The 18,149-nt window shown below is 68.6% G+C and carries 18 protein-coding genes; 9 read left to right on the forward strand and 9 right to left on the reverse strand.

Annotation, left to right across the window (positions count from 1 at the left end):
- Window positions 1–259: 259 nt before the first annotated feature.
- On the forward strand, window positions 260–898 hold the full coding sequence (locus ABZV58_RS26760; protein ID WP_355002914.1) for a hypothetical protein: 639 nt from the start codon (window positions 260–262) through the stop codon (window positions 896–898).
- Between the two features lie 2 nt (window positions 899–900).
- On the opposite strand, the gene ABZV58_RS26765 is transcribed toward ABZV58_RS26760, so the two are convergent.
- The 7 genes from ABZV58_RS26765 to ABZV58_RS26795 form a co-directional block, all read right to left on the reverse strand.
- Window positions 901–2,508 carry an ABC transporter permease gene (locus ABZV58_RS26765; protein ID WP_355002915.1) on the reverse strand — a complete coding sequence of 536 codons (1,608 nt, stop codon included), beginning with the start codon at window positions 2,506–2,508 and terminating at the stop codon, window positions 901–903.
- Window positions 2,505–3,419 (reverse strand): ABC transporter ATP-binding protein, encoded by a 915-nt coding sequence (locus ABZV58_RS26770; RefSeq protein WP_355002916.1) that lies wholly within the window; start codon window positions 3,417–3,419, stop codon window positions 2,505–2,507. The genes ABZV58_RS26765 and ABZV58_RS26770 overlap by 4 nt, the downstream gene beginning before the upstream one ends.
- A 189-nt stretch (window positions 3,420–3,608) precedes the next feature.
- Window positions 3,609–5,414 (reverse strand): GAF domain-containing sensor histidine kinase, encoded by a 1,806-nt coding sequence (locus tag ABZV58_RS26775; RefSeq protein WP_355002917.1) that lies wholly within the window; start codon window positions 5,412–5,414, stop codon window positions 3,609–3,611.
- Window positions 5,415–5,468: 54 nt separating this feature from the next.
- Complete coding sequence (locus tag ABZV58_RS26780; RefSeq protein ID WP_355002918.1) at window positions 5,469–6,692, reverse strand: globin domain-containing protein; 1,224 nt, start codon at window positions 6,690–6,692, stop codon at window positions 5,469–5,471.
- A 1-nt stretch (window position 6,693) separates the two neighbouring features.
- Window positions 6,694–7,167, reverse strand: a complete 474-nt coding sequence (locus tag ABZV58_RS26785) for an Rrf2 family transcriptional regulator (protein WP_355002919.1) — start codon at window positions 7,165–7,167, stop codon at window positions 6,694–6,696.
- A 324-nt stretch (window positions 7,168–7,491) separates the two neighbouring features.
- On the reverse strand, window positions 7,492–8,724 hold the full coding sequence (locus ABZV58_RS26790; RefSeq protein WP_355002920.1) for an MFS transporter: 1,233 nt from the start codon (window positions 8,722–8,724) through the stop codon (window positions 7,492–7,494).
- 91 nt (window positions 8,725–8,815) lie between these two features.
- On the reverse strand, window positions 8,816–9,418 hold the full coding sequence (locus ABZV58_RS26795; protein WP_355002921.1) for a TetR/AcrR family transcriptional regulator: 603 nt from the start codon (window positions 9,416–9,418) through the stop codon (window positions 8,816–8,818).
- Window positions 9,419–9,518: 100 nt separating this feature from the next.
- Here ABZV58_RS26795 and ABZV58_RS26800 point away from each other — a divergent pair, with 100 nt between their 5' ends.
- Window positions 9,519–10,568 carry a Gfo/Idh/MocA family oxidoreductase gene (locus ABZV58_RS26800; RefSeq protein WP_355002922.1) on the forward strand — a complete coding sequence of 350 codons (1,050 nt, stop codon included), beginning with the start codon at window positions 9,519–9,521 and terminating at the stop codon, window positions 10,566–10,568.
- A 61-nt stretch (window positions 10,569–10,629) separates the two neighbouring features.
- Window positions 10,630–11,424 (forward strand): M50 family metallopeptidase, encoded by a 795-nt coding sequence (locus tag ABZV58_RS26805; protein ID WP_355002923.1) that lies wholly within the window; start codon window positions 10,630–10,632, stop codon window positions 11,422–11,424.
- On the opposite strand, the gene ABZV58_RS26810 is transcribed toward ABZV58_RS26805, so the two are convergent.
- Complete coding sequence (locus tag ABZV58_RS26810) at window positions 11,421–11,906, reverse strand: gluconokinase (RefSeq protein WP_355003091.1); 486 nt, start codon at window positions 11,904–11,906, stop codon at window positions 11,421–11,423. The genes ABZV58_RS26805 and ABZV58_RS26810 overlap by 4 nt on opposite strands.
- Window positions 11,907–12,048: 142 nt before the next feature.
- Between ABZV58_RS26810 and ABZV58_RS26815 the strand changes: the two genes are divergently transcribed.
- The 3 genes from ABZV58_RS26815 (at window position 12,049) to ABZV58_RS26825 (ending at window position 15,846) form a co-directional block, all read left to right on the forward strand.
- Window positions 12,049–12,969, forward strand: coding sequence for an LLM class F420-dependent oxidoreductase (locus ABZV58_RS26815; RefSeq protein WP_355002924.1), 921 nt, complete (start codon window positions 12,049–12,051; stop codon window positions 12,967–12,969).
- 79 nt (window positions 12,970–13,048) lie between these two features.
- Window positions 13,049–14,857: a protein kinase gene (locus ABZV58_RS26820; RefSeq protein WP_355002925.1), complete on the forward strand. Its 1,809-nt coding sequence runs from the start codon at window positions 13,049–13,051 to the stop codon at window positions 14,855–14,857.
- Window positions 14,858–14,922: 65 nt separating this feature from the next.
- Window positions 14,923–15,846, forward strand: coding sequence for a DUF5995 family protein (locus tag ABZV58_RS26825; protein WP_355002926.1), 924 nt, complete (start codon window positions 14,923–14,925; stop codon window positions 15,844–15,846).
- A 75-nt stretch (window positions 15,847–15,921) separates the two neighbouring features.
- Here the strand turns inward: ABZV58_RS26825 and ABZV58_RS26830 are convergent, their stop codons facing one another.
- Window positions 15,922–16,191 carry a hypothetical protein gene (locus ABZV58_RS26830; RefSeq protein WP_355002927.1) on the reverse strand — a complete coding sequence of 90 codons (270 nt, stop codon included), beginning with the start codon at window positions 16,189–16,191 and terminating at the stop codon, window positions 15,922–15,924.
- 311 nt (window positions 16,192–16,502) lie between these two features.
- On the opposite strand from ABZV58_RS26830, the gene ABZV58_RS26835 reads away from it, so the two are divergent.
- From ABZV58_RS26835 to ABZV58_RS26845, 3 genes are read left to right on the forward strand one after another with little or no spacing between them, the layout of a single operon-like run.
- Window positions 16,503–16,751 (forward strand): hypothetical protein, encoded by a 249-nt coding sequence (locus ABZV58_RS26835; protein WP_355002928.1) that lies wholly within the window; start codon window positions 16,503–16,505, stop codon window positions 16,749–16,751.
- A complete protein-coding gene (locus ABZV58_RS26840; protein WP_355002929.1) occupies window positions 16,729–17,247 on the forward strand; it encodes a DUF6879 family protein in 519 nt (172 codons plus the stop codon). Before ABZV58_RS26835 ends, ABZV58_RS26840 begins: the two co-directional genes overlap by 23 nt.
- Window positions 17,244–18,086, forward strand: coding sequence for a helix-turn-helix transcriptional regulator (locus ABZV58_RS26845; protein WP_355002930.1), 843 nt, complete (start codon window positions 17,244–17,246; stop codon window positions 18,084–18,086). The genes ABZV58_RS26840 and ABZV58_RS26845 overlap by 4 nt, the downstream gene beginning before the upstream one ends.
- The last annotated feature ends 63 nt before the right edge of the window (window positions 18,087–18,149 follow it).

The raw sequence follows: 18,149 nt of genomic DNA on the forward strand, positions 1-18,149 counted from the left end.
TCCTTTCGGCCCGCATCCCACGCGGGCCGACGCTCAACCCTGCCCGAAACCGCAGAAAGAACAATAAAAGCAATGCGGGCAGTCGGCGTCGGTACAACTCGCTCGCCAACAGCGGAGCAGAGTGAAGTGAACGGTAGAGACGCGACGAGCCTGGACGATTCGAGGCAATCGTGATTCCCGGCGCGGGGCCGGAGTCACTAGGGTCCTTGGTCGTAGCGGTTCGAGAGTGCGGCCGGACGGCCGGGGAGGAGTACTACCGATGGGGAATCCGATACCGCCGGGCCAGCCGGGTGGGTACGGGCCGCAGGGCCAGTCGAATCCGTATCAGGCACACGTGAATCCGCAGCAGAGTCAACCGCATCCCTACGTTGGTCAGCCGTATCCCTACGGCGCACCGCCGCCCGGCGCACCCGCTCCGGTGCCGCACGTACCCGGTTACGGTCCACCGGGCCGACCGGCAAGCGGCGGCGCGATGGAGCGGGTCGCGGGCGGTCTGCTGCTGGTCACCGCGTTGCTCGCCATCGTCTTCCGCGTAACCAACGCGTTCTCCTCGAGTTCACGTTTCTTCTGGTCCGACATCATGCTCGTGCTGATGATCCTGCTCGCGATCCTCACCGGTATCTGCGCGCTCGCCGGGATGGGCGCGCGCTATCCCGTGCTGCGCGCGCTCGCGGCGGTGGCCGCGGGCATGCTCCTGTCCGGCACGGTGGAAGCGACTCTCAACGCCGCACAATTCGAATTCCTCTTCGAGGACACCGTCTGGTTGTCCATCCCGTGCGCGCTCGCCGCCTTCGCCGCCACCCTCGCGACGGTGATCGCCGCCGCGACGTCGCGAACGCCGCCCACACCCGGAATCCCCGGCGGCCAGGGACCGCACCAGTACCCGCCCCCGCGCTAGCGTCAGTATCCGGTGTCGCGGCGACGGAACCCGGCGAATCCGGCGACCAGTCCCGCCGCGGCCACCGAGGTGATCGCCAGTATCGGTGCGGCGGTGACCGTTTCGAGTGGCGCCTTCGGAATGTGTGTGAACGGCGATGCCTTGTCGAACCAGGCGGGTAGGTCGAAGGCCGCAGTGAACAGGAGGGCCACCGCGCAGTAGGCGAAGACCGTCCACGCCAGCGGGACAGCCGCCTTCGGCAACCAGCCGCAGCCGATCGTCGCGATCGCGACGATCGTCCAGACCGCGGGCAGGTAGACCAGCGCCGCCCCGGTCATCCGTAGCGGCTGGACGGCGTCGGCGATCGTCAGACCGTAGGACAGCCCGACGCCGAAGCCACCGCAGGCCAGCACGAATCCACCGCCGACCGTCGCGACGGTGAGGTGGCTGGTCAGCCAGTGCGCTCGGCTCACCGGTGCGGCCAGGATCGGCTCCGCGCGGCCCGCGGTCTCCTCCCCGCGGGCACGCAGCACACTGGTGATGCCGAACGCGGCGGCGAGCAGCGCGATGATCGAAACCGCAAGGGACAGATAGGAATCCACCGCTTCGGTCGCGCCGCCAGGAAGATACGCGGCGATTTCGGGGTTGTCGGTGAGATAGTCCTCGATACTCTCGGCGAACGAACCGTAGGCCGTGCCCAGCGCGAAAACACCTACCGTCCATCCCGCCAGTGACCCGCGTTGCAGCCGCCACGCCAAACCGAGCGGTGACCGCAGCGCCCAGGAGGCACTCGCACGCCCCGTGCCGTAGGGCAGTAGGCCCGCGCCGAAATCACGCCGGTCGAGCAGCAGGAACGCGACAGCGGTGAGTATCGCGGTCGCGGCGGCGAACAGCAATACCGTCCACCACCGGTCGCCCGCGTACGGGTAACTGCGCTGGCCCCATCCGATAGGCGAAGTCCAGGAGGCCACACCATTGCCGACATCGCCCACGGCACGCGCCACATACGCGGCCGCCAGAGCGAGCCCGACCGCCCCGTAAACACTGCGCGGGTTCTCGAATACCTGCGCGGCGACGGCGGTGACAGCGGCGAAGGTGACACCGACCCCCGCGGTGACGACCCCGAGCAGCAGCGACCCAGCAACCGGGAGCCCGGTCCCCGCCGCGGCGGCGAAGACCACCAGCGCCACGGCGATATCGGCCAGCCCGGCCACACCGAGCGCGGCGACCGGCGGCGCCCAGCGTCCCACCGGCGCCGAACGCAGCAGTTCCGCCCGCCCGGTCTCCTCCTCGGAGCGAGTGTGCCTTCCGATGAGAAACATGTTCAGCAACGCGACCACGACCGCCAGGTAAGCGAAGATCTCGAACACGATTTCCCCGCCGATCGTGTCCAGCAGCCGGGTCGGCCCGGCCATGGCGATGGTGGCCGCGCTGCCGCTCATCGTCTCGCGCAGCTGAGCGAGCTTCTGTGGCGTGTCGTAGAAGCGCTGACTGGCCAGGGACTGAAAGGCGAGGAGCGCGCCAACGCCGAGCAGCCAGCACGGCAGCGACAGTCGCTCGCGCCAGAGCGCGAACCGCACCAACGTCCCCACACCGGAGATGTTCCTCTGCGGTGTCGCGGAGGCGGTCACGGCTCGTCCTTCCCAGGCTGCACCGGGGCGGGGCCGTAGTGACGCAAGAAGATGTCCTCCACGGTGGGTGGCGTGCTGGTGAGACTGCGCACGCCCAGCTCGGCGAGTATCCGCATCACCGTCTCGAGGTGCGCGGCGTCGACGGCGAGCTTGGTCCGGGTGCCGTTGCGAACCAGATCGTGCACACCCCGCACCGCCTCCAGATCCGTTGCCGCCCTAATGGTCTCGACAGTGATGATGGTGCGGGTCAAATGCCGGAGTTCGGACAGCGTGCCGGATTCCACCGTGCGCCCGCGGCGGATGATGCTCACCCGATCACACAACGCCTCCACCTCCGCGAGAATGTGGCTGGACAGCAGCACGGTCCGGCCCTCGTTCTTCGTCTCGGCGATACAACGCTGGAACTCGGCCTCTTTCAGCGGGTCCAGGCCGACGGTCGGTTCGTCGAGCAGCAGCAATTCCGCATCCGAAGCCAACGCCGCGACGAGCGCGACCTTCTGCCGGTTGCCTTTGGAATAGGCACGCGCCTTCTGCCGGGGATCGAGATCGAACCTGTCCAGCAGTTCGGCACGACGCCGCGGGTCGATACCGCCGCGCAGGCGCCCCATCAAATCGATGACCTCGCCACCGGTGATCCCCGGCCACAAGACGACCTCCCCGGGCACATAAGCCAGGCGAGCGTGCAACGCGACCGCGTCGGTCCACGGATCGCCACCGAGCATGCGCACCCTCCCCGAGTCCGCGCGCAACAGCCCCAACAGGATCCGGATCGTGGTCGTCTTGCCCGAACCGTTCGGCCCGAGAAACCCGTGAATTTCACCGGTGCGCACGGTCAGGTCCAAGCCGTCGAGAGCTTTGGCCGCACCGAACGATTTCGTCAAGGCTGTGATCGAGATAGCGGCCTCGGTCATAGCGACATCCGCATCGGTCGCGGCGCCGACAGAGACACGGTCTTGCGCAAAGTCAGCGGCATCAGGTCGAAGTGCATCGCCGTCCTCCCGGTGCGGGCCTCGCGTAGGAACACAATTCTGCCCGTTTCGAGGCCCCGCCGACCCGAATCGATCCGGGCGCCCCCGCAAAGGCAGCAGTTCCCTCCGGAATCAGTGTTCTGTCGTGTCGTCCGGTGTCGTGGGTCGCGGGTTACCGGCGCCGTTCACCGATACCACGGGCAGCGGTACCGACCACCGGATGACGGTACCGCCGCCGGAGGCTTTGTCGGCGCTGAAGCTGCCGCCTTCGCGGGTCCGGGCGGCCATGTTCGCCAGGCCGCTGCGGCGGGAGAGTTCGTCGGGCAGGCCGATGCCGTTGTCGGTGACTTCCAGGACGACGTCGTCGCCGATGGCGATCTTGACCGACACCGCCGTGGCTCGGGCGTGGCGCACCACATTGCTCAACGCCTCGCGCAGCACCGCTTCCAGGTCGTCGAACATAGCGGGGGTCAGGACCGATACCGGTCCGGCCATGCGGATGGAGGTGCGCAGGTCGGTGTCGGCGGTCATTTCCGCGACCACGGCATGCAGGCGTTTACGCAGGACCGGCGCCTCGGCAGCGGTGCTGGAGTGCAGGTCGAAGATCGAGTGGCGAATGTCCTGGACGATGGTTTGGACATCGTTGATGGTGTCGGTGAGGCGGGCTTTGATCTCTGGCGTGCGGGCGCGAGCCACGGTGCCTTGCAGGGAGAGCCCGACGGCGAAGAGCCGCTGGATGACGTGGTCGTGCAGGTCGCGGGCGATGCGGTCGCGTTCGGAGACCACGTCGAGTTCGCGCATGCGGCGCTGGGTGTTGGCCAGCTCCAACGCCAGCGCGGCCTGGTCGGCGAAGCCGCTCATCATCGAATGCCCCGCCGCGTCGAGTGCGGGCACCTCGGCCGAACGCAGGATGGTCAGCACGCCGATGACCGACTGCCCCGCCCGCAGCGGCAAGGTCAGCACGGCACCGTACTTTCCTGGCGAATCGAGCTCCGCGACACCGCCGGGTCCCTCGGCGGGCACGTACTGCTCGTCACGGAACGCCGCGCCCGTGCGGGACCCGTGCACCGGGATCCGCTGTCCGACGAGCTGCTGGGCGTCGAGCCCGGCCGCCGACACGACCACCAGTTCGCCGACGTCCTCCGAGGGCATGTCCGGGTCCTCGGGCAAGGCGAGATAGGCACACGCCGACGCGGTCACCGTCAACGCGCGTGCGGTGATCAGTTCGAGGACTTCGTCGGGGTCTCCGCCGGCCAGCACGACCGTCGCCACATCCTGCGTCGCTTCCAACCATTGCTGGCGGATCCGCGATGCCTCGTAGAGGCGGGCGTTGGCGATGGCGATGCCCGCCGCGGCCGCCAACGCCTGCACGACGACCTCGTCGTCCTCGGTGAACTCCAGGCCACCGGCCTTCTCGGTGAGATACAGGTTGCCGAAGATCTCGTCACGGACCTGGACCGGGACGCCGAGGAAGGTCTTCATCGGCGGGTGATGAGCGGGGAAGCCCACCGAGGACGGATGGGCGGACATGTCCGCCAACCGGATCGGTTTGGGCTGTTCGAACAACAACCCCAGCACCCCGTGCCCGCGCGGCAGATCACCGATCAGCACGCGCGTGCGGTCATCGATGCCTTCGTAGACGAACTCCGCCAGCTGGTGGGAGTTCTTGTCGGTCTCGCGGACACCGAGCGCACCGTAGCGGGCATCGACCAACTCGATCGCGGCGTGCACGATCGTGCGCAGCGTGTTGTCCAGGTCCAAGCCCGCGGTGACCACCAGCATCGCCTCGATGAGCCGGTCCATCTGATCACGCACACCCACGATCTCCGCGATGCGCTCCTGGACCTCACCCAGCAGCTCCCGCAGCCGTGATTGGGCCAGGGCTCCGATGACGGGAGACCTGTCGTCGGAGCCGTCGTCGGCCGATGGACCTCGCATACCCAGCATTCTGGCACCCCCGCACCACCGCGATGGCGCGATACCCACCACCGCCTACGCCGGGGCGGCCGCCCAGCTGTCCGGCCCGAAGACTTCGTAGTGGATGTTCCCTGCGGCGACGCCCTTGCCCAGTAGCGCCTCGCGCATGCCGAGCATGAAAGGCAGTGGCCCGCAGAGGTATACGTGGGTGTCCTCGGCGATGGTGATCTCGCCGAGGTCGGCGCGGCCTTCCCGGAGTCCGTCTTCGGGGCGGCGGGCGCCGAGGTCCTCGTACCACCGGTGCATGACCGCGAACGGCAGCCGGTCGACCAGCTCGGCCAGCTCGGCGCGGTGGGCGTGGCTGGCGGGCGCGCGATCGGCGTGGATCACCGAGATCGAGCGCGGGTCGGCGGTGTCGGCGAGGTGGCTGAGCATGCCCATCATCGGGGTGCATCCGATACCCGCCGAGATCAGCAGCAGCGGCGCGTCGTCGTCTTGCAGGACGAGATCACCGAACGGGGTGGTGACGTCGAGCACGTCGCCTTCGAAGACGTTGCGGTACAAGAAGTTCGACACTTCACCGGCCGGGGCGACCGAGCCGTCCGGCAGAGTGTGCGCGTCGACCCGCTTGACGGTGATGCGCCAGTCCCCGCTCGACGGCGCGGAGGACAGGCTGTACTGACGGATCTGACGCGCACCGTCCGCCAGGTGAACGCCCACCGACAAGTACTGCCCTGGCGAAAAGGACGGCAGCGGCGCGCCATCGAGGGAGGTGAGCACGAAAGAGACCGCGTCGGCCGACTCGTGGCGACGCTCGCGCACACGCACCTGCCGCCACACGTCACCGTCGGCGACACCCGCGGCCCGGTACAGCCCGGCTTCCATCGCGATCAGCGTCTCGGCCATCAGCCAGTACACCTCGTCCCACGCCGCGGCGACCTCGGCGGTGACAGCGTCACCGAGAACCTCCACGATGGCCTCGAACAGATACTTGTGCACGATCTGGTACTGCGCGGGCTGAATTCCCAAGGAGGCGTGCTTGTTCGCGATCCGCGACAAGATCAGGTCGACACGAGCCTGATCGGGTTCCAGTTGCAGCGCGGCGAAGGCCGCGATGGCGCCGGCGAGCGCCTTCTGCTGCCCGCCCTGCTTCTGGTTGCCGCGATTGAACAGGTCGCGTTCGAGTTCGGGATGGGCGGCGAACATCTTGCGGTAGAACAGCGTCGTGATGTCCTCGATAGCGGCGCCCACCGCGGGCAGGGTGGCGCGGATGGTCTCCGTCGTGGTCGCCGAGAGCATGTCATTCTCCATTCGTTGCAGAAATCTCGGAGCTCGTCTCGCCCACCCGAGGTAGAGCGAGAAGTACTGTGCGCGTGGGAGTTCGGGTGAGGTCTTCGATGGTGAGGGCGTCGAGGGACTCGAAGAAGGCTTCCTGGGCACGGCGCAACGCCGAGCGCAGCAGGCAGCCCGCCCGCAGCGGACACGGATGGGCACCCTCGCATTCGACGACTTCACCCTCGCCTTCGAGACGACGCACCAGCCAGCCGACCGAAGCGGTGCGCCCGAGCTCGGTGATGGCCAGACCGCCGCTGCGCCCGCGGCGCGCGTCCACGACCCCGAGTTCGCCGAGCCGGGTGATCACTTTCGCCACGTGGGCGTAGGACACCGCCAGCTCGTCGGCGATCTCGCGGCTACCGGGACGATCACCATCGCCGACCACCGCGAGTCGCATGACGACTCGCAGTCCGAGGTCGGTGAACCGGGTGAGTTGCATGCCCCGAACCTACGATAATTCGCATCCCGGATACCAATTTTGTGAGCGGGATAACCAGGGGGTTCCCGGCGCTGTAGTGCGAGTCGCACTCGTGTGCCGCCGGTCGGGTAGCGGGGTGATCGGGAGGGCGCGCAGCAGCCATAGTGCTTAGAGGATGGTCTTGCGTGGCTGTGGGTGACCAGAGCCGGGATGCCTCACCGCGAAGGACTTTGTGCCCGGATGGCCGTCAGCCCCAGTGGCACGGCTTCGAGGGCATCGCGAAAGGTCGCGAGCGCGCCGGGTAGCTAGCGGCAGGGACCTTCGACAGCTGAGCCCCCGGCCGGGTCAGCCCCGAGGTGTGGCGCCGGTCCGATCTCGCGGATCTTGTTCTCCGTGGATCGAAAGACCAAGGGCGGTCGGGAGTTCGGTCACGACGGCGAGCCCCGCGACGACGATCGCGGCTCCGACGACGAGCAGCGCGACCCGGAGGTCGAATGCGCCGGTCAGTGCGCCCGCGATCGCGGGACCAGCCATGAGCCCGGCGCCGTAGGCGAGGTTGAACAAGGTGTAGGCGCCACCGAGGGCGGGTGGCTGGGTCTGCTGTCCTTGGAACCCGATCAGGGTCGTGCCCGGCGCCGAGAGCAACGCCGTTGCCGCTCCGAGCAGGATCATCGCGACGATCACCTGCCATCGCTGGGCGCCGACCGCCAGCAGCGCCAAGCCCGCGATGGCGACGAGGATGCCGGTGGTGACGAGCAAGCGGGCGTCGATCTTGCCGATCAGCGCACCGACGATCGGGTTGAGGGTGGCGCCGACGAGGACGGTCAGCCCGAACAACAGACCGATGCCCACCGGGCCGGTGTCGAAGGATCGGGTCAGGTGCAGCGGGAGCACCGGCTCGATCGCGGCGATCATCGCGGCACTGATCAGCACCACCACGACGACCGGAATCGTGCCGGGTACCCGCAGCACCGCCAGCGGCCCGGTGGGATCGTCCGTCCCGACATGATCGACCCGGACGAAGACCACGCGCGCGATACCGTCGACGACCGCGAGTCCAGCGGCGAGCAAGAACGGAACAACGGTGCCGAAGTGCTCGACCAGCAGCCCGCCGACCGGGGGCCCGGCGAGGATGCCGACGCTGATCATGCTCATCGCCGCGCCCATCACCGGTCCGCGTTTGGCCAACGGCACCGTGGCGGCGATCAGCGACAGGCTCGCCACCCATGCCATGCCCGCGGCCAACCCTTGCAACGTGCGGCCGACGAGCAGCAACCAGAACGGCGCGCCGAACGCGAAAAGCACTGTGGCAGCGGCCAGCCCGAACAAGCCGATCAACAGCGGCATACGCGGACCGTGCCGGTCGACGAGCGCTCCGGCCACCGGTGTGGCCAACAGCATCGCGGCGGCGTAGCTGGCGAACAGCAACCCGGTCGCCGCCGGGCCGGCGTCCACGGTCGCCGACAACAGCGGCAATACCGGGATCGCCAGGCCGTAGATGAACATATCGGTGAACAGAGCAAGGCACGCGACGATCACCGCCGCGGTCGAAGAATTATCGCTCGGACGAGCAGACACTGAAGTTGCCTTCCTGCAACGCGACCCGCTTCCGGCGGGTCGCTCGAATCCGGCGCGCGGATGCGGCCGGATGGGTATGGGTCCGGTCGGTTCAGGCCACCAGACCGTGGACGCAGGCGGTGGCCAGCCCGTGCGCGCCCGCGGCGTCGGCGGGCAGCGACTCGGGTTGGGTCGCCGCGGTCATCGTCAATCCGTGGATCAGGGTCACGAGCGCGATCACCGCGACATCGGCGGTGACGCCGGGGCGAAAGACCGTGTCGGTCAACGCCTCCCGGATTCCGTCCTCCCACGCCGACATCCCGCGCCGCTTGGCCGCCAGCCCCGCTTCGAGCGCGACCGCCTGGGGCGCCACGATCGTGGACACGATCGCCAACCGCCGGAACCGGTCGTCACCGGTCAACGCGAGCACATAACCGGACACGAATCCGACCAGCCGCTCCGCTCCCGGGATGTCGGCGACGGCGAGCGCTCCCAACAACGGCGCGGCGGCATCGGCCCAGCCTTCGTCCAGCGCCGCCGTCAGCAACGACACCTTGTCGGGAAAGTGGTGATGAACAGCGCCGCGGGTCACCCCCGCCCGCGCTCCGACGCCGACGAATGTCGTTCGCTCCCAACCGAGCTCGGCGAACGACGCCAAGCCCGCCGCCAGAATGCTCGCCCGCGTCTCCCGTGCTTCGACCACCGATCGCTTCATGGGATACATGTAAGCATGTATGTATAACTTGTCAAGAGCTTCACCGTGTGGTCCCGGTGGGCGCGGGTTGGCTGCTGCCTGTGGCGGTAGCGTCGGGAGGATGAGCAGCCTGGAGGTGGCAGTCGTCGGATACGGCTTGGCCGGTGCGGTGTTCCATGCGCCGCTGATCGCCGCGGAACCCCGGATGCGGGTGGCGGCGGTGGTCACCGGGTCGGCGGAACGCGCCGAGCAGGCCCGCCGCGCGCACGACGGGGTGCGGGTCCTCCCCGATGTCGACGCGCTGTTCGAGGACATCCGCGGCATCGACCTGGTGGTCGTCGCGACGCCCAACCGCACCCATGCGCCGCTGGCCGCGCGGGCGTTGGACGCGGGGATTCCGGTGGTGGTGGACAAGCCGTTCGCCGTCACCGTCGACGAGGCCGAGGAGGTGGTGGCGCACGCCGAACGGGTGGGTGTCGCGCTGTCGGTCTTCCAGAATCGGCGCTGGGACGGCGATTTCCGGACGGTCCGCGAGCTGGTCGAGAGCGGCGGGCTCGGCGCGGTGCGGCGCTTCGAGTCTCGGTTCGAGCGGTGGCGTCCGGTGCCGAAGGGCGGCTGGCGTGAGATCGGCACCGCCGCCGATGGCGCGGGAATTCTCTTCGATCTCGGCAGTCACCTGGTCGATCAGGCGCTGACGCTGTTCGGCCCGGTCCGCTCGGTGTACGGCGAGCTGGATCGTCGCCGCCCCGGCATCCAGACCGACGACGACGTCTTCCTCGCGCTGACCCACGAGAACGGTGTTCGCTCGCACCTGTGGATGAGCGCGGTCGCGCCCCAGCTCGGTCCGCGCTTCCGGGTGCTCGGCGCGGACGCCGGATACGTCACCTACGGTCTCGACCCGCAGGAAGACGCGTTGCGCGCGGGTCGCGACCCGCGCGAGGACGATTGGGGCACGGTCGAATCCGAGCGGTGGGGATTGCTCGGCGCCGAACCGGATCTCGCACCGCACCCGACGCTGGCGGGCGACTACCCGGCCTTCTACGCCGAGATGGCCGCCGCGATCCTGGACGGCGCGCCGGTCCCCGTCGACCCGCGCGACGCCGTCGCGGCGCTTCGGGTGCTCGCGGCGGCCCGCCGATCGGCCGAGTCCGGGACCGCGCGACTCCTCTGAACACCGCCGAGGGGCATTCGTCCCCGATGCGGTCGCGGCGCGCGACCGATAGGGTGCGGCGGTGAACACCGCCGAACTGGTCGACCGCGGCGCCTCCATCGCGGATCGACTCACCACCACGCAGACCCCACCACCTTGGCAATTGGTCGTCGTCACGGGGGTGGCGGCGCTGGTGCTCGTCGGCTACGGACCGCTGTGGCGGCTCACCCGCAACGTCGTCACCATCGCGCACGAGGGCGGGCACGCGTTGAGCGCGCTGCTCACCGGCCGCAGGCTCAACAGCATCACGCTGCACTCCGACACCTCGGGGCTGACCGTCTCCAGCGGAAAACCTTACGGCCCCGGCATGATTCTCACCGCCATGGCGGGCTACCCCGCGCCGCCGCTGCTCGGATTGGGTTTCGCCGCGCTGCTCGGCGCGGATCGCATCACGCTGATGCTGTGGACCTCCATCGCGCTGCTCGCCGCCGTGCTCATCAAGGTCCGCAACATCTACGGGCTTTTCACGGTCTTCGCGGTGGGCGCGATGGTGTTCGCGGTGTCCTGGTTCGGCACCGACACGGTGCAGGCCGCGTTCGCCTATCTCGCCGCGTGGTTCCTGCTGCTCGCCGGTCTTCGTCCGGTCATCGAGATGCAGCGCGGGCGAGTGCACCGCTGGCGACAGCCGGGGAACGTCGACTCCGATGCCGATCAGCTGGCCCGGCTCACCCACCTTCCCGGGCTGCTGTGGGTGCTGTTCTTCGGAATGGTCGCGGTCGCCGCGCTGGTCGTGGGCGGTGGGCTGATGCTGTCGGACGCGACGGGGATCTGTCTGCCGGTGGTGTCGGGAGAATGCGCGCCGCCCGCCGTGCGCTAGGCGGGCCGACCGCTGTCCAGGACCGCGATCGTCTCCCGGACCAGGTCCGCGGGCGCGCGGGTCGCGTCGACGACGATGCCGCGCTCGTCGGCGGCGAGCGGTTCCAGGGCGGCGAGCTGGGAGTCGAGCAGGCTCGGCGGCATGAAATGGTCGCGGCGCGTGGACATCCGGCGGGCCAGCTCCTCGCGGGTCGCCGTCAGGTGCAGGAACAGAACGTCGGGCGCGGCCGCCCGCATCCGATCCCGATAATCGCGCTTCAGCGCCGAGCAGCTGACTACGCCGCCGCGGCCCGACTGTTCGGCCAGCCAGGCGGCGATGCGGTCCAGCCAGGGGGCGCGGTCGACGTCGGTGAGCGGTTCGCCCGCCCGCATCTTGGCGACGTTGGCGGGCGGGTGGAAGTCGTCGCCCTCGGCGAACTCGACGCGCAACGCGTGCGCGAGCCGGTCACCGACGGTCGACTTGCCGGATCCGGCGACGCCCATGACGACGACGCGCGGGGCTCGGGCTTCGGTCACGAATGTCCTCCTCGACGACGCGGCGGCTCGCAGCCGACCCTAGTGGCATCGACCACTCCCGGAGGGCCGCGGTCCGAGGTGCGCACATGCCTCGGGCACGATGGATGCCATGAAACTGCGCATCTTCACCGAGCCGCAGCAGGGCGCGGACTACGACACCCTGCTGAACGTCGCGAAAGCTGCGGAGGACTTGGAGTTCGACGCGTTCTTCCGCTCCGACCACTATCTGGCGATGGGCGACTCCGACGGTCTGCCCGGTCCCACCGACGCCTGGATCACCCTCGCCGGTCTGGCCAGGGAGACCCGCCGGATCCGCCTCGGCACGCTGGTCACCGCTGCCACCTTCCGGCTGCCCGGCCCGCTGGCGATCCAGGTCGCGCAGGTGGATCAGATGTCCGGCGGCCGAGTCGAGCTCGGGCTCGGCAGCGGCTGGTTCGCCGAGGAACACGCCGCCTACGGCATTCCGTTCCCGTCGGACAAGTTCGCGCGCTTCGAAGAACAGCTCGCGATCGTCACCGGTCTCTGGGCGACCAAGCCCGGTGACACTTTCAGCTTCGAGGGCAAGCACTACCAGCTCACCGACTCCCCCGCGCTGCCCAAGCCGGTGCAGGATCCGGTGCCGGTGCTCATCGGCGGCCACGGCGCCACCCGCACGCCGCGGCTGGCCGCCCAGTACGCGAGCGAGTTCAACATGCCGTTCGCCTCGCTGGAGGACAGCGCCCGCCAGTTCGAGCGGGTCCGCGCCGCGGCGGAGACCTACGGGCGGCGCGCCGACGAGCTGGTGTATTCCAACGCGCTGGTTGTCTGCGTCGGCGCGAGCGATGCCGAGGTGGCCCGCCGCGCTGCGGCCATCGGCCGCGAGGTGGACGAGCTGAAGACCAACGGTCTGGCGGGCTCGCCCGACGAGGTGGTCGACAAGATCGGCCGCTACGCCGAGATCGGCGCGGGCCGAATCTATCTACAGATCCTGGATCTCGACGACCTGGCGCACCTGGAACTCATCGCGGACAAGGTCAAGTCCCAGCTCTGATACCCGCGCGGCGCGGCTGCCCGTCGAAATGGGGTCGCCGCGTCGTTCGGGTTGCCGGGTGACGGTCGGTAGCCTTTCGATGTTCGACCATTCGAAGGGAACCGACTTCGCGATGCAACCGCTCGGCATGGACGATCCGCGACGGATCGGCGACTACCGGCTCCTCGGCGTGCTCGGCGCAGGTGGAATGGGCCGGGTCTATCTCGGGCGCAACGCGGGCGGGCGCACCGTCGCGGTGAAGGTGATCCGACCGGATCTGGTGGGCGGCGACGAATTCCGCACCCGGTTCCGGCGCGAGGTCGCGGCGGCACGGCGGGTCGGCGGACAGTTCACCGCACCGGTGCTCGACGCCGACGTGGACGCCGACCCGCCCTGGCTGGCAACGGGATACGTCGCGGGGTTCGCGCTGTCGGAGGCAGTGGAACGGTTCGGCACTTTCACCGAGCCCACTCTGCTGGTGCTGGCCCGCGGCCTGGCCGAAGCGCTGATCGCGGTGCACGAGGCCGGGGTGGTCCATCGCGATCTGAAGCCTTCCAACGTGCTGCTCGCGGTGGACGGGCCGAAGGTGATCGATTTCGGTATCGCGCGCGCCGTCGAGGACACCGCGCTCACCACCACCGGAAAGGTCATCGGCTCACCGGGTTTCATGTGCCCGGAGCAGGTGACCGGCGAACCGGTCGGTCCGGCGAGCGATGTCTTCGCGCTCGGCGGCGTGCTGGCCTTCGCGGCCGCCGGACACGGGCCGTTCGGCACGGGCGAGACGGTGCACATGCTGTGGCGCATCGTGTACGAGGACCCGCGGCTCGACGCCGTGCCGGAGCGGGTCCGGCCGCTCGTCGCGGCTTGCCTCACAAAGGATCCCGCCGCCCGGCCGACGCCGCGGCAGCTGCTGGACGAATTGGCCGCGCTCGGTGTGCCGGAGCGGGCCGGGTGGTTGCCTCCTCCGGTGCTGGAAGAGGTGAGCGTGCGCGCGGTGCGGTTGCTCGATCTGGATTCCGGGCCGGTGCAGTTGGGTGAGTGGTCGCAGACCGCACTGTCGTCGGAAGGCGGGCAAGGTTTCGGCGGCTGGCGGCAAGGGGATTCGGTCGTGCGCGGGGATGCGTCGTCGGCCGGCTCGTATCCGCAAGCCCCTGGGAGTCGACAGCCTTGGCAGTATTCCGGACCGAGCGACGCCGCTCCTGCGCAGTGGCAGCACCCGGCAACGCCTGCGCCGCAGTGGCAGCGCATGGATTCGTCACCGCATCGAGTACACGGGGATCACGCGGAATCTCGGTCGCACCAAGGTTGGCAGCACGCCGCCTCACGACCGGGGCCCGCTCCGGCACAGAGTTCGATTCCGCACCGGCAGCACACAGGCGCCAATTCGGGAGGCGCGCGGGTTGGCCGCCGCGGTCCACTGCTGGCCGGACTGTTGGTGGTTTGCGTGGTGGTCGCGATCGGCGCGTTCGTCATCGGTGGTCAGCTGCGCGGGAACTCCGACACCGGCGGTGGCGGCACGACCACGGTCGCAAGCGGAACCACCGAGGCGGGGGCCTCCGTATCGAATGTGCCCACGGCCTTCGTCGGCGCCTGGCGCGGCAGCGCCGCGGACGGCCTCATCACCTTCGACATCGAATTGACCATCAAGGAAGGCGAAGTCGGCGCGGAGGTCGCCACCTCGTCGAACACCGGCAAGGTGTCCCGGCAGCGCTGCGGGCGGATCGAACGACTCACCGCCGCCACCGAAACTCAGCTCACCTTCGTCGCGCGGCTCAGCGCCGACAGTCCCACCGACTGCGTCGACGACGGCTCCATCTCGACGGTGCGGCTGCAATCGGACGGTTCGCTGTCCTACAGCACGCCCGGCGTGTTCGGCGGCACCATCGCGGGCACGCTGCACAAGGGCTGACGCAATCCGCTTCGGTGGGCTGTTTCGGTTAGGCTTTGGGCTGCTCCAGCTTTGACGGAGGACGGATGAATTCGCCGAGCACGCGTGTCGTCGACCGGATCGTTCCCTTGCGCGCCTTGGTGTTCGCGCTGGCGCTCGTCGCCGCATTGGTGGCGGGCCTGCCAACGCCGTCGGCCGCGCACGCGTACTCGCTCGACACCGCCTGCGGCACACCGTTGTCCGCCGACGCGATCGACACCATCATCGAACTCTCCGACACGACCGCGTTGACCGGTACGTCCATGCAACGGCTGGAAGCGGCGGTCGACAACCATCACCGCATCGCCGAGATCCTCGTCGAACACGGGGACCGGCGCGGACTGCTCGCGCTGGGACTCGACATCGTCGAGCAGTCCGCGGTGATGCCGCTGCAACGCGACCCCGCCGCCTTCGACGATCGCGAGTGGGCGCACAACATCAGCCTCGACCTGCTGTCCCGCTTCCTGCGCGCCGTACACGCCGAATTCACCGGCGCCGCAGCGGAACCGCAGTGGGCGCACTACTTCGCGCTGACCAAGCAGTGCCACCTGTCCGCGGCCCGGGTGGCGATGGCGGGCTACAACGCCCACCTCACCGTCGACCTCTCACTCTCCGTCGCCGCGGTGCGCGGCACCACCGCCAACGGCCCCGACTACTTCCGCATCGTCGACGCGATCGCGACGAACGGCTTCCTCCTCGTCGACGCGACCAAGGCGACCTACGGCGGCGACCTCGGCCCACTCTGGCGCTTCTACTTCCTCGGCGAAGGTCTCGACGCCGTGCTCGGCGCGGGCGTGGCGACCGTCCCCCTTCTTCGCCTCGCCGACGCCGGCGCCAACGTCGTCATCTTCGGCAACGGCCTCGCCCTCCAAGACCCCGCCCTCGCCCCTACCGTCCGCACCGAGATGGACCTCCTCTGGCGCACCGCCGACACCGCCTTCGAAGTCCTCGCTGCCCTCGACGCCCTTTGACCAGACCGAAAGCCGGTCTCGTACAAGGTCCACACACTTCGCGGTGGTTGCCGAGCAGTGCGGCGAGTCCGTCGGCTACCGCGACGGGGCCGTGGTCGGCGCAGAGTCCCAACGGCGGAGCGCACCGGGATCGGCGGCGAACTCGTCGACCGTCGACAGTGCACGTCCCTCGAGGAGATCCAGTTCGAACGAGCCGGGTTCCGCCCCGGTCAGAGTCGAAATCATCTGGCGGGCAATCCGCTTGATGGACGACTTCTCGGTGACCAGGGTCCAGCGGTCCAGAGCAGGAACATGCACGATCCAGCGGGTGCCGCAGCAGTGCACCTTGACCAGGTAGCTGCGCATGAGTCCTCCTCGACCACTTGGGCGTTTCCAGTTGGATCGCATCCGTGCGGGTCGGATCGCCCGGCACCCTGCTTGCACAGGACGTTAGACACCTCGCAGGCAGCGAGACCAGGAGTGTGCTCGAGTTTGCAAAAATTCGGTTTTCGCTGGACAGCGCGCTTCACCGGGTGGATCGTGAACCACGCATGAGAAGACTCGTGCACAGAACTGAGCAGGGGGTCGACACAATGCGCCTACAGTTCCTCGGCAAAGGCGGATCGGACAGCGGGGGTTGTCCGTCCTTGTTCGCGACGGACCGGGAGTCATATCTCGTGCAGGGATGGCAGACGAACCAGGACGGCACCGTCGAAATCCCGCATCTGCTGACCGGTTTCGCGCAGCCGGACACGTTCATCGGTGCGACCATGACCGATACCGGGCGGGGCACGTTCCTCCTCTCCGGCAGGCCGATCACCGAGACCGAGACGCTGGCCCAACTCGACCTGGCCGAGGACGAGACGGCCATCGAGGTGCCCAAGCTGGGAAGGACGTTCTACGGTGCGACTGCGGCCCACAGATGAACCGGAGCTGTGGCAGAAACTGTTCCGCGAGGTCGAGCGGGACGCGTTCCATCTGGAGGTCCGGGACACGTACGCCGTGCCGGACGAGTCCGAGAGGTTGCGCCGGTTTCTCGACGGCGAGCCGCCGGTGGATCCGCGTACTCCATGGCAGGACCTCATGCGGGAAACCACCGGCCGCGGCGTCTCGGTGAGCCGGGTCCGTGTCGTCACCGTCCCGCACTCGGAGTATCAGCGTTGGCTGTTGTCGGTGACCGTGCACAATGTCGATGCGGGGGAAGACATTCGGTACCTCCCCCGCCACGTCGCCGGAGAAGTGCCCCCGGATGATTGGTGGCTGATGGATGGCGAACGCGTCGTCTACAACCTGACGGACGCGGCAGGAGCGCCGGCCGGTCTCGGCGTGACCACCGATCCGCGGATCGTCGAGTACTGCCAAGGCGTGCGTAGGCGACTGTGGGCGCAAGCGATCCCGTACCAGGAGTATGCCGACCGGTGACGAACAGCGTGCACGACGCGCGGGAAGCTCTCGGAGCGCGGCTTCGGGAGCTTCGCCGTACAGCGGGGCTCACCAACCGGCGGCTCGCGACCCTGTCCGGGTGGCACGAGTCCAAGGTTTCCAAGATCGAGTTCGGCCGGATCAGCCCGTCCGACGACGACATCCGTGCCTACTGCCAGTTCTGCGACGCCGCTGATCAACTCCCGGATCTGCTGGCCACCCTGCACGACATCGACGTCGCCTATCTCGAGTGGCGCAAGATTCTCAGCACCGGAACCAAGCGGCGACAGCACGCGGCGGTGAGGATGGCGGAGGCGTCTCGAATGATGCGCATCTTCCAGCCGCACATCGTCCCCGGCATCTTGCAAACCGCGGAGTACGCCGAGGCCGTATTGAGCAAATACATCGACTTCTTCCGTGTCCCGGACGATCTCGACGAAGGCGTATCCAAGCGCCTGGAGCGACAGCAGCTTCTGTACAAGGGAGACCGCCGGTTCCACATCCTCGTCGCCGAGCAGGCGTTGTCGACCACGGTCGGCGGTGATTCGGTGATGGTCGGCCAGTTGGACCGGCTTTCGGCGGTCATCGGCCTGCCTCGCGTGCTGCTCGGCATCATCCCGGCAAACGCCGAATTGCCCATGCAGGTGACGAATTTCGTCATGTTCGACGAGCGAATGGTGCTGGCGGAGGCGATTACCGCGGAGTTGACGATCACGCAGCCGCGCGAGATCGCGATCTACGCCCGGATGTTCGCGGAGCTGGCCGCACTGTCGGTGACCGGCGAAGGGGCGCGACGGTTGATCTACGGCGCGCTGGAAAAACGGCAGGCTCGGCTCTAGCCTCTGCGCGAGACTACGGAGTACGGCTCTTCGATCCCGCGTGGCGTAGCGGGCGTCGCCGCG

The sequence above is a fragment of the Nocardia sp. NPDC004654 genome (assembly GCF_040609595.1).
GTDB lineage: Bacteria > Actinomycetota > Actinomycetes > Mycobacteriales > Mycobacteriaceae > Nocardia.

Excerpts from the sequence above, each read along its gene's own strand:
- ABZV58_RS26760 (WP_355002914.1), top strand. The coding sequence starts at position 260 with ATGGGGAATCCGATACCGCCGGGCCAGCCGGGTGGGTACGGGCCGCAG.
- ABZV58_RS26770 (WP_355002916.1), bottom strand. The coding sequence starts at position 3,419 with ATGACCGAGGCCGCTATCTCGATCACAGCCTTGACGAAATCGTTCGGT.
- ABZV58_RS26775 (WP_355002917.1), bottom strand. The coding sequence starts at position 5,414 with ATGCGAGGTCCATCGGCCGACGACGGCTCCGACGACAGGTCTCCCGTC.
- ABZV58_RS26780 (WP_355002918.1), bottom strand. The coding sequence starts at position 6,692 with ATGCTCTCGGCGACCACGACGGAGACCATCCGCGCCACCCTGCCCGCG.
- ABZV58_RS26785 (WP_355002919.1), bottom strand. The coding sequence starts at position 7,167 with ATGCAACTCACCCGGTTCACCGACCTCGGACTGCGAGTCGTCATGCGA.
- ABZV58_RS26795 (WP_355002921.1), bottom strand. The coding sequence starts at position 9,418 with ATGAAGCGATCGGTGGTCGAAGCACGGGAGACGCGGGCGAGCATTCTG.
- ABZV58_RS26800 (WP_355002922.1), top strand. The coding sequence starts at position 9,519 with ATGAGCAGCCTGGAGGTGGCAGTCGTCGGATACGGCTTGGCCGGTGCG.
- ABZV58_RS26810 (WP_355003091.1), bottom strand. The coding sequence starts at position 11,906 with ATGGGCGTCGCCGGATCCGGCAAGTCGACCGTCGGTGACCGGCTCGCG.
- ABZV58_RS26815 (WP_355002924.1), top strand. The coding sequence starts at position 12,049 with ATGAAACTGCGCATCTTCACCGAGCCGCAGCAGGGCGCGGACTACGAC.
- ABZV58_RS26820 (WP_355002925.1), top strand. The coding sequence starts at position 13,049 with ATGTTCGACCATTCGAAGGGAACCGACTTCGCGATGCAACCGCTCGGC.
- ABZV58_RS26825 (WP_355002926.1), top strand. The coding sequence starts at position 14,923 with ATGAATTCGCCGAGCACGCGTGTCGTCGACCGGATCGTTCCCTTGCGC.
- ABZV58_RS26830 (WP_355002927.1), bottom strand. The coding sequence starts at position 16,191 with ATGCGCAGCTACCTGGTCAAGGTGCACTGCTGCGGCACCCGCTGGATC.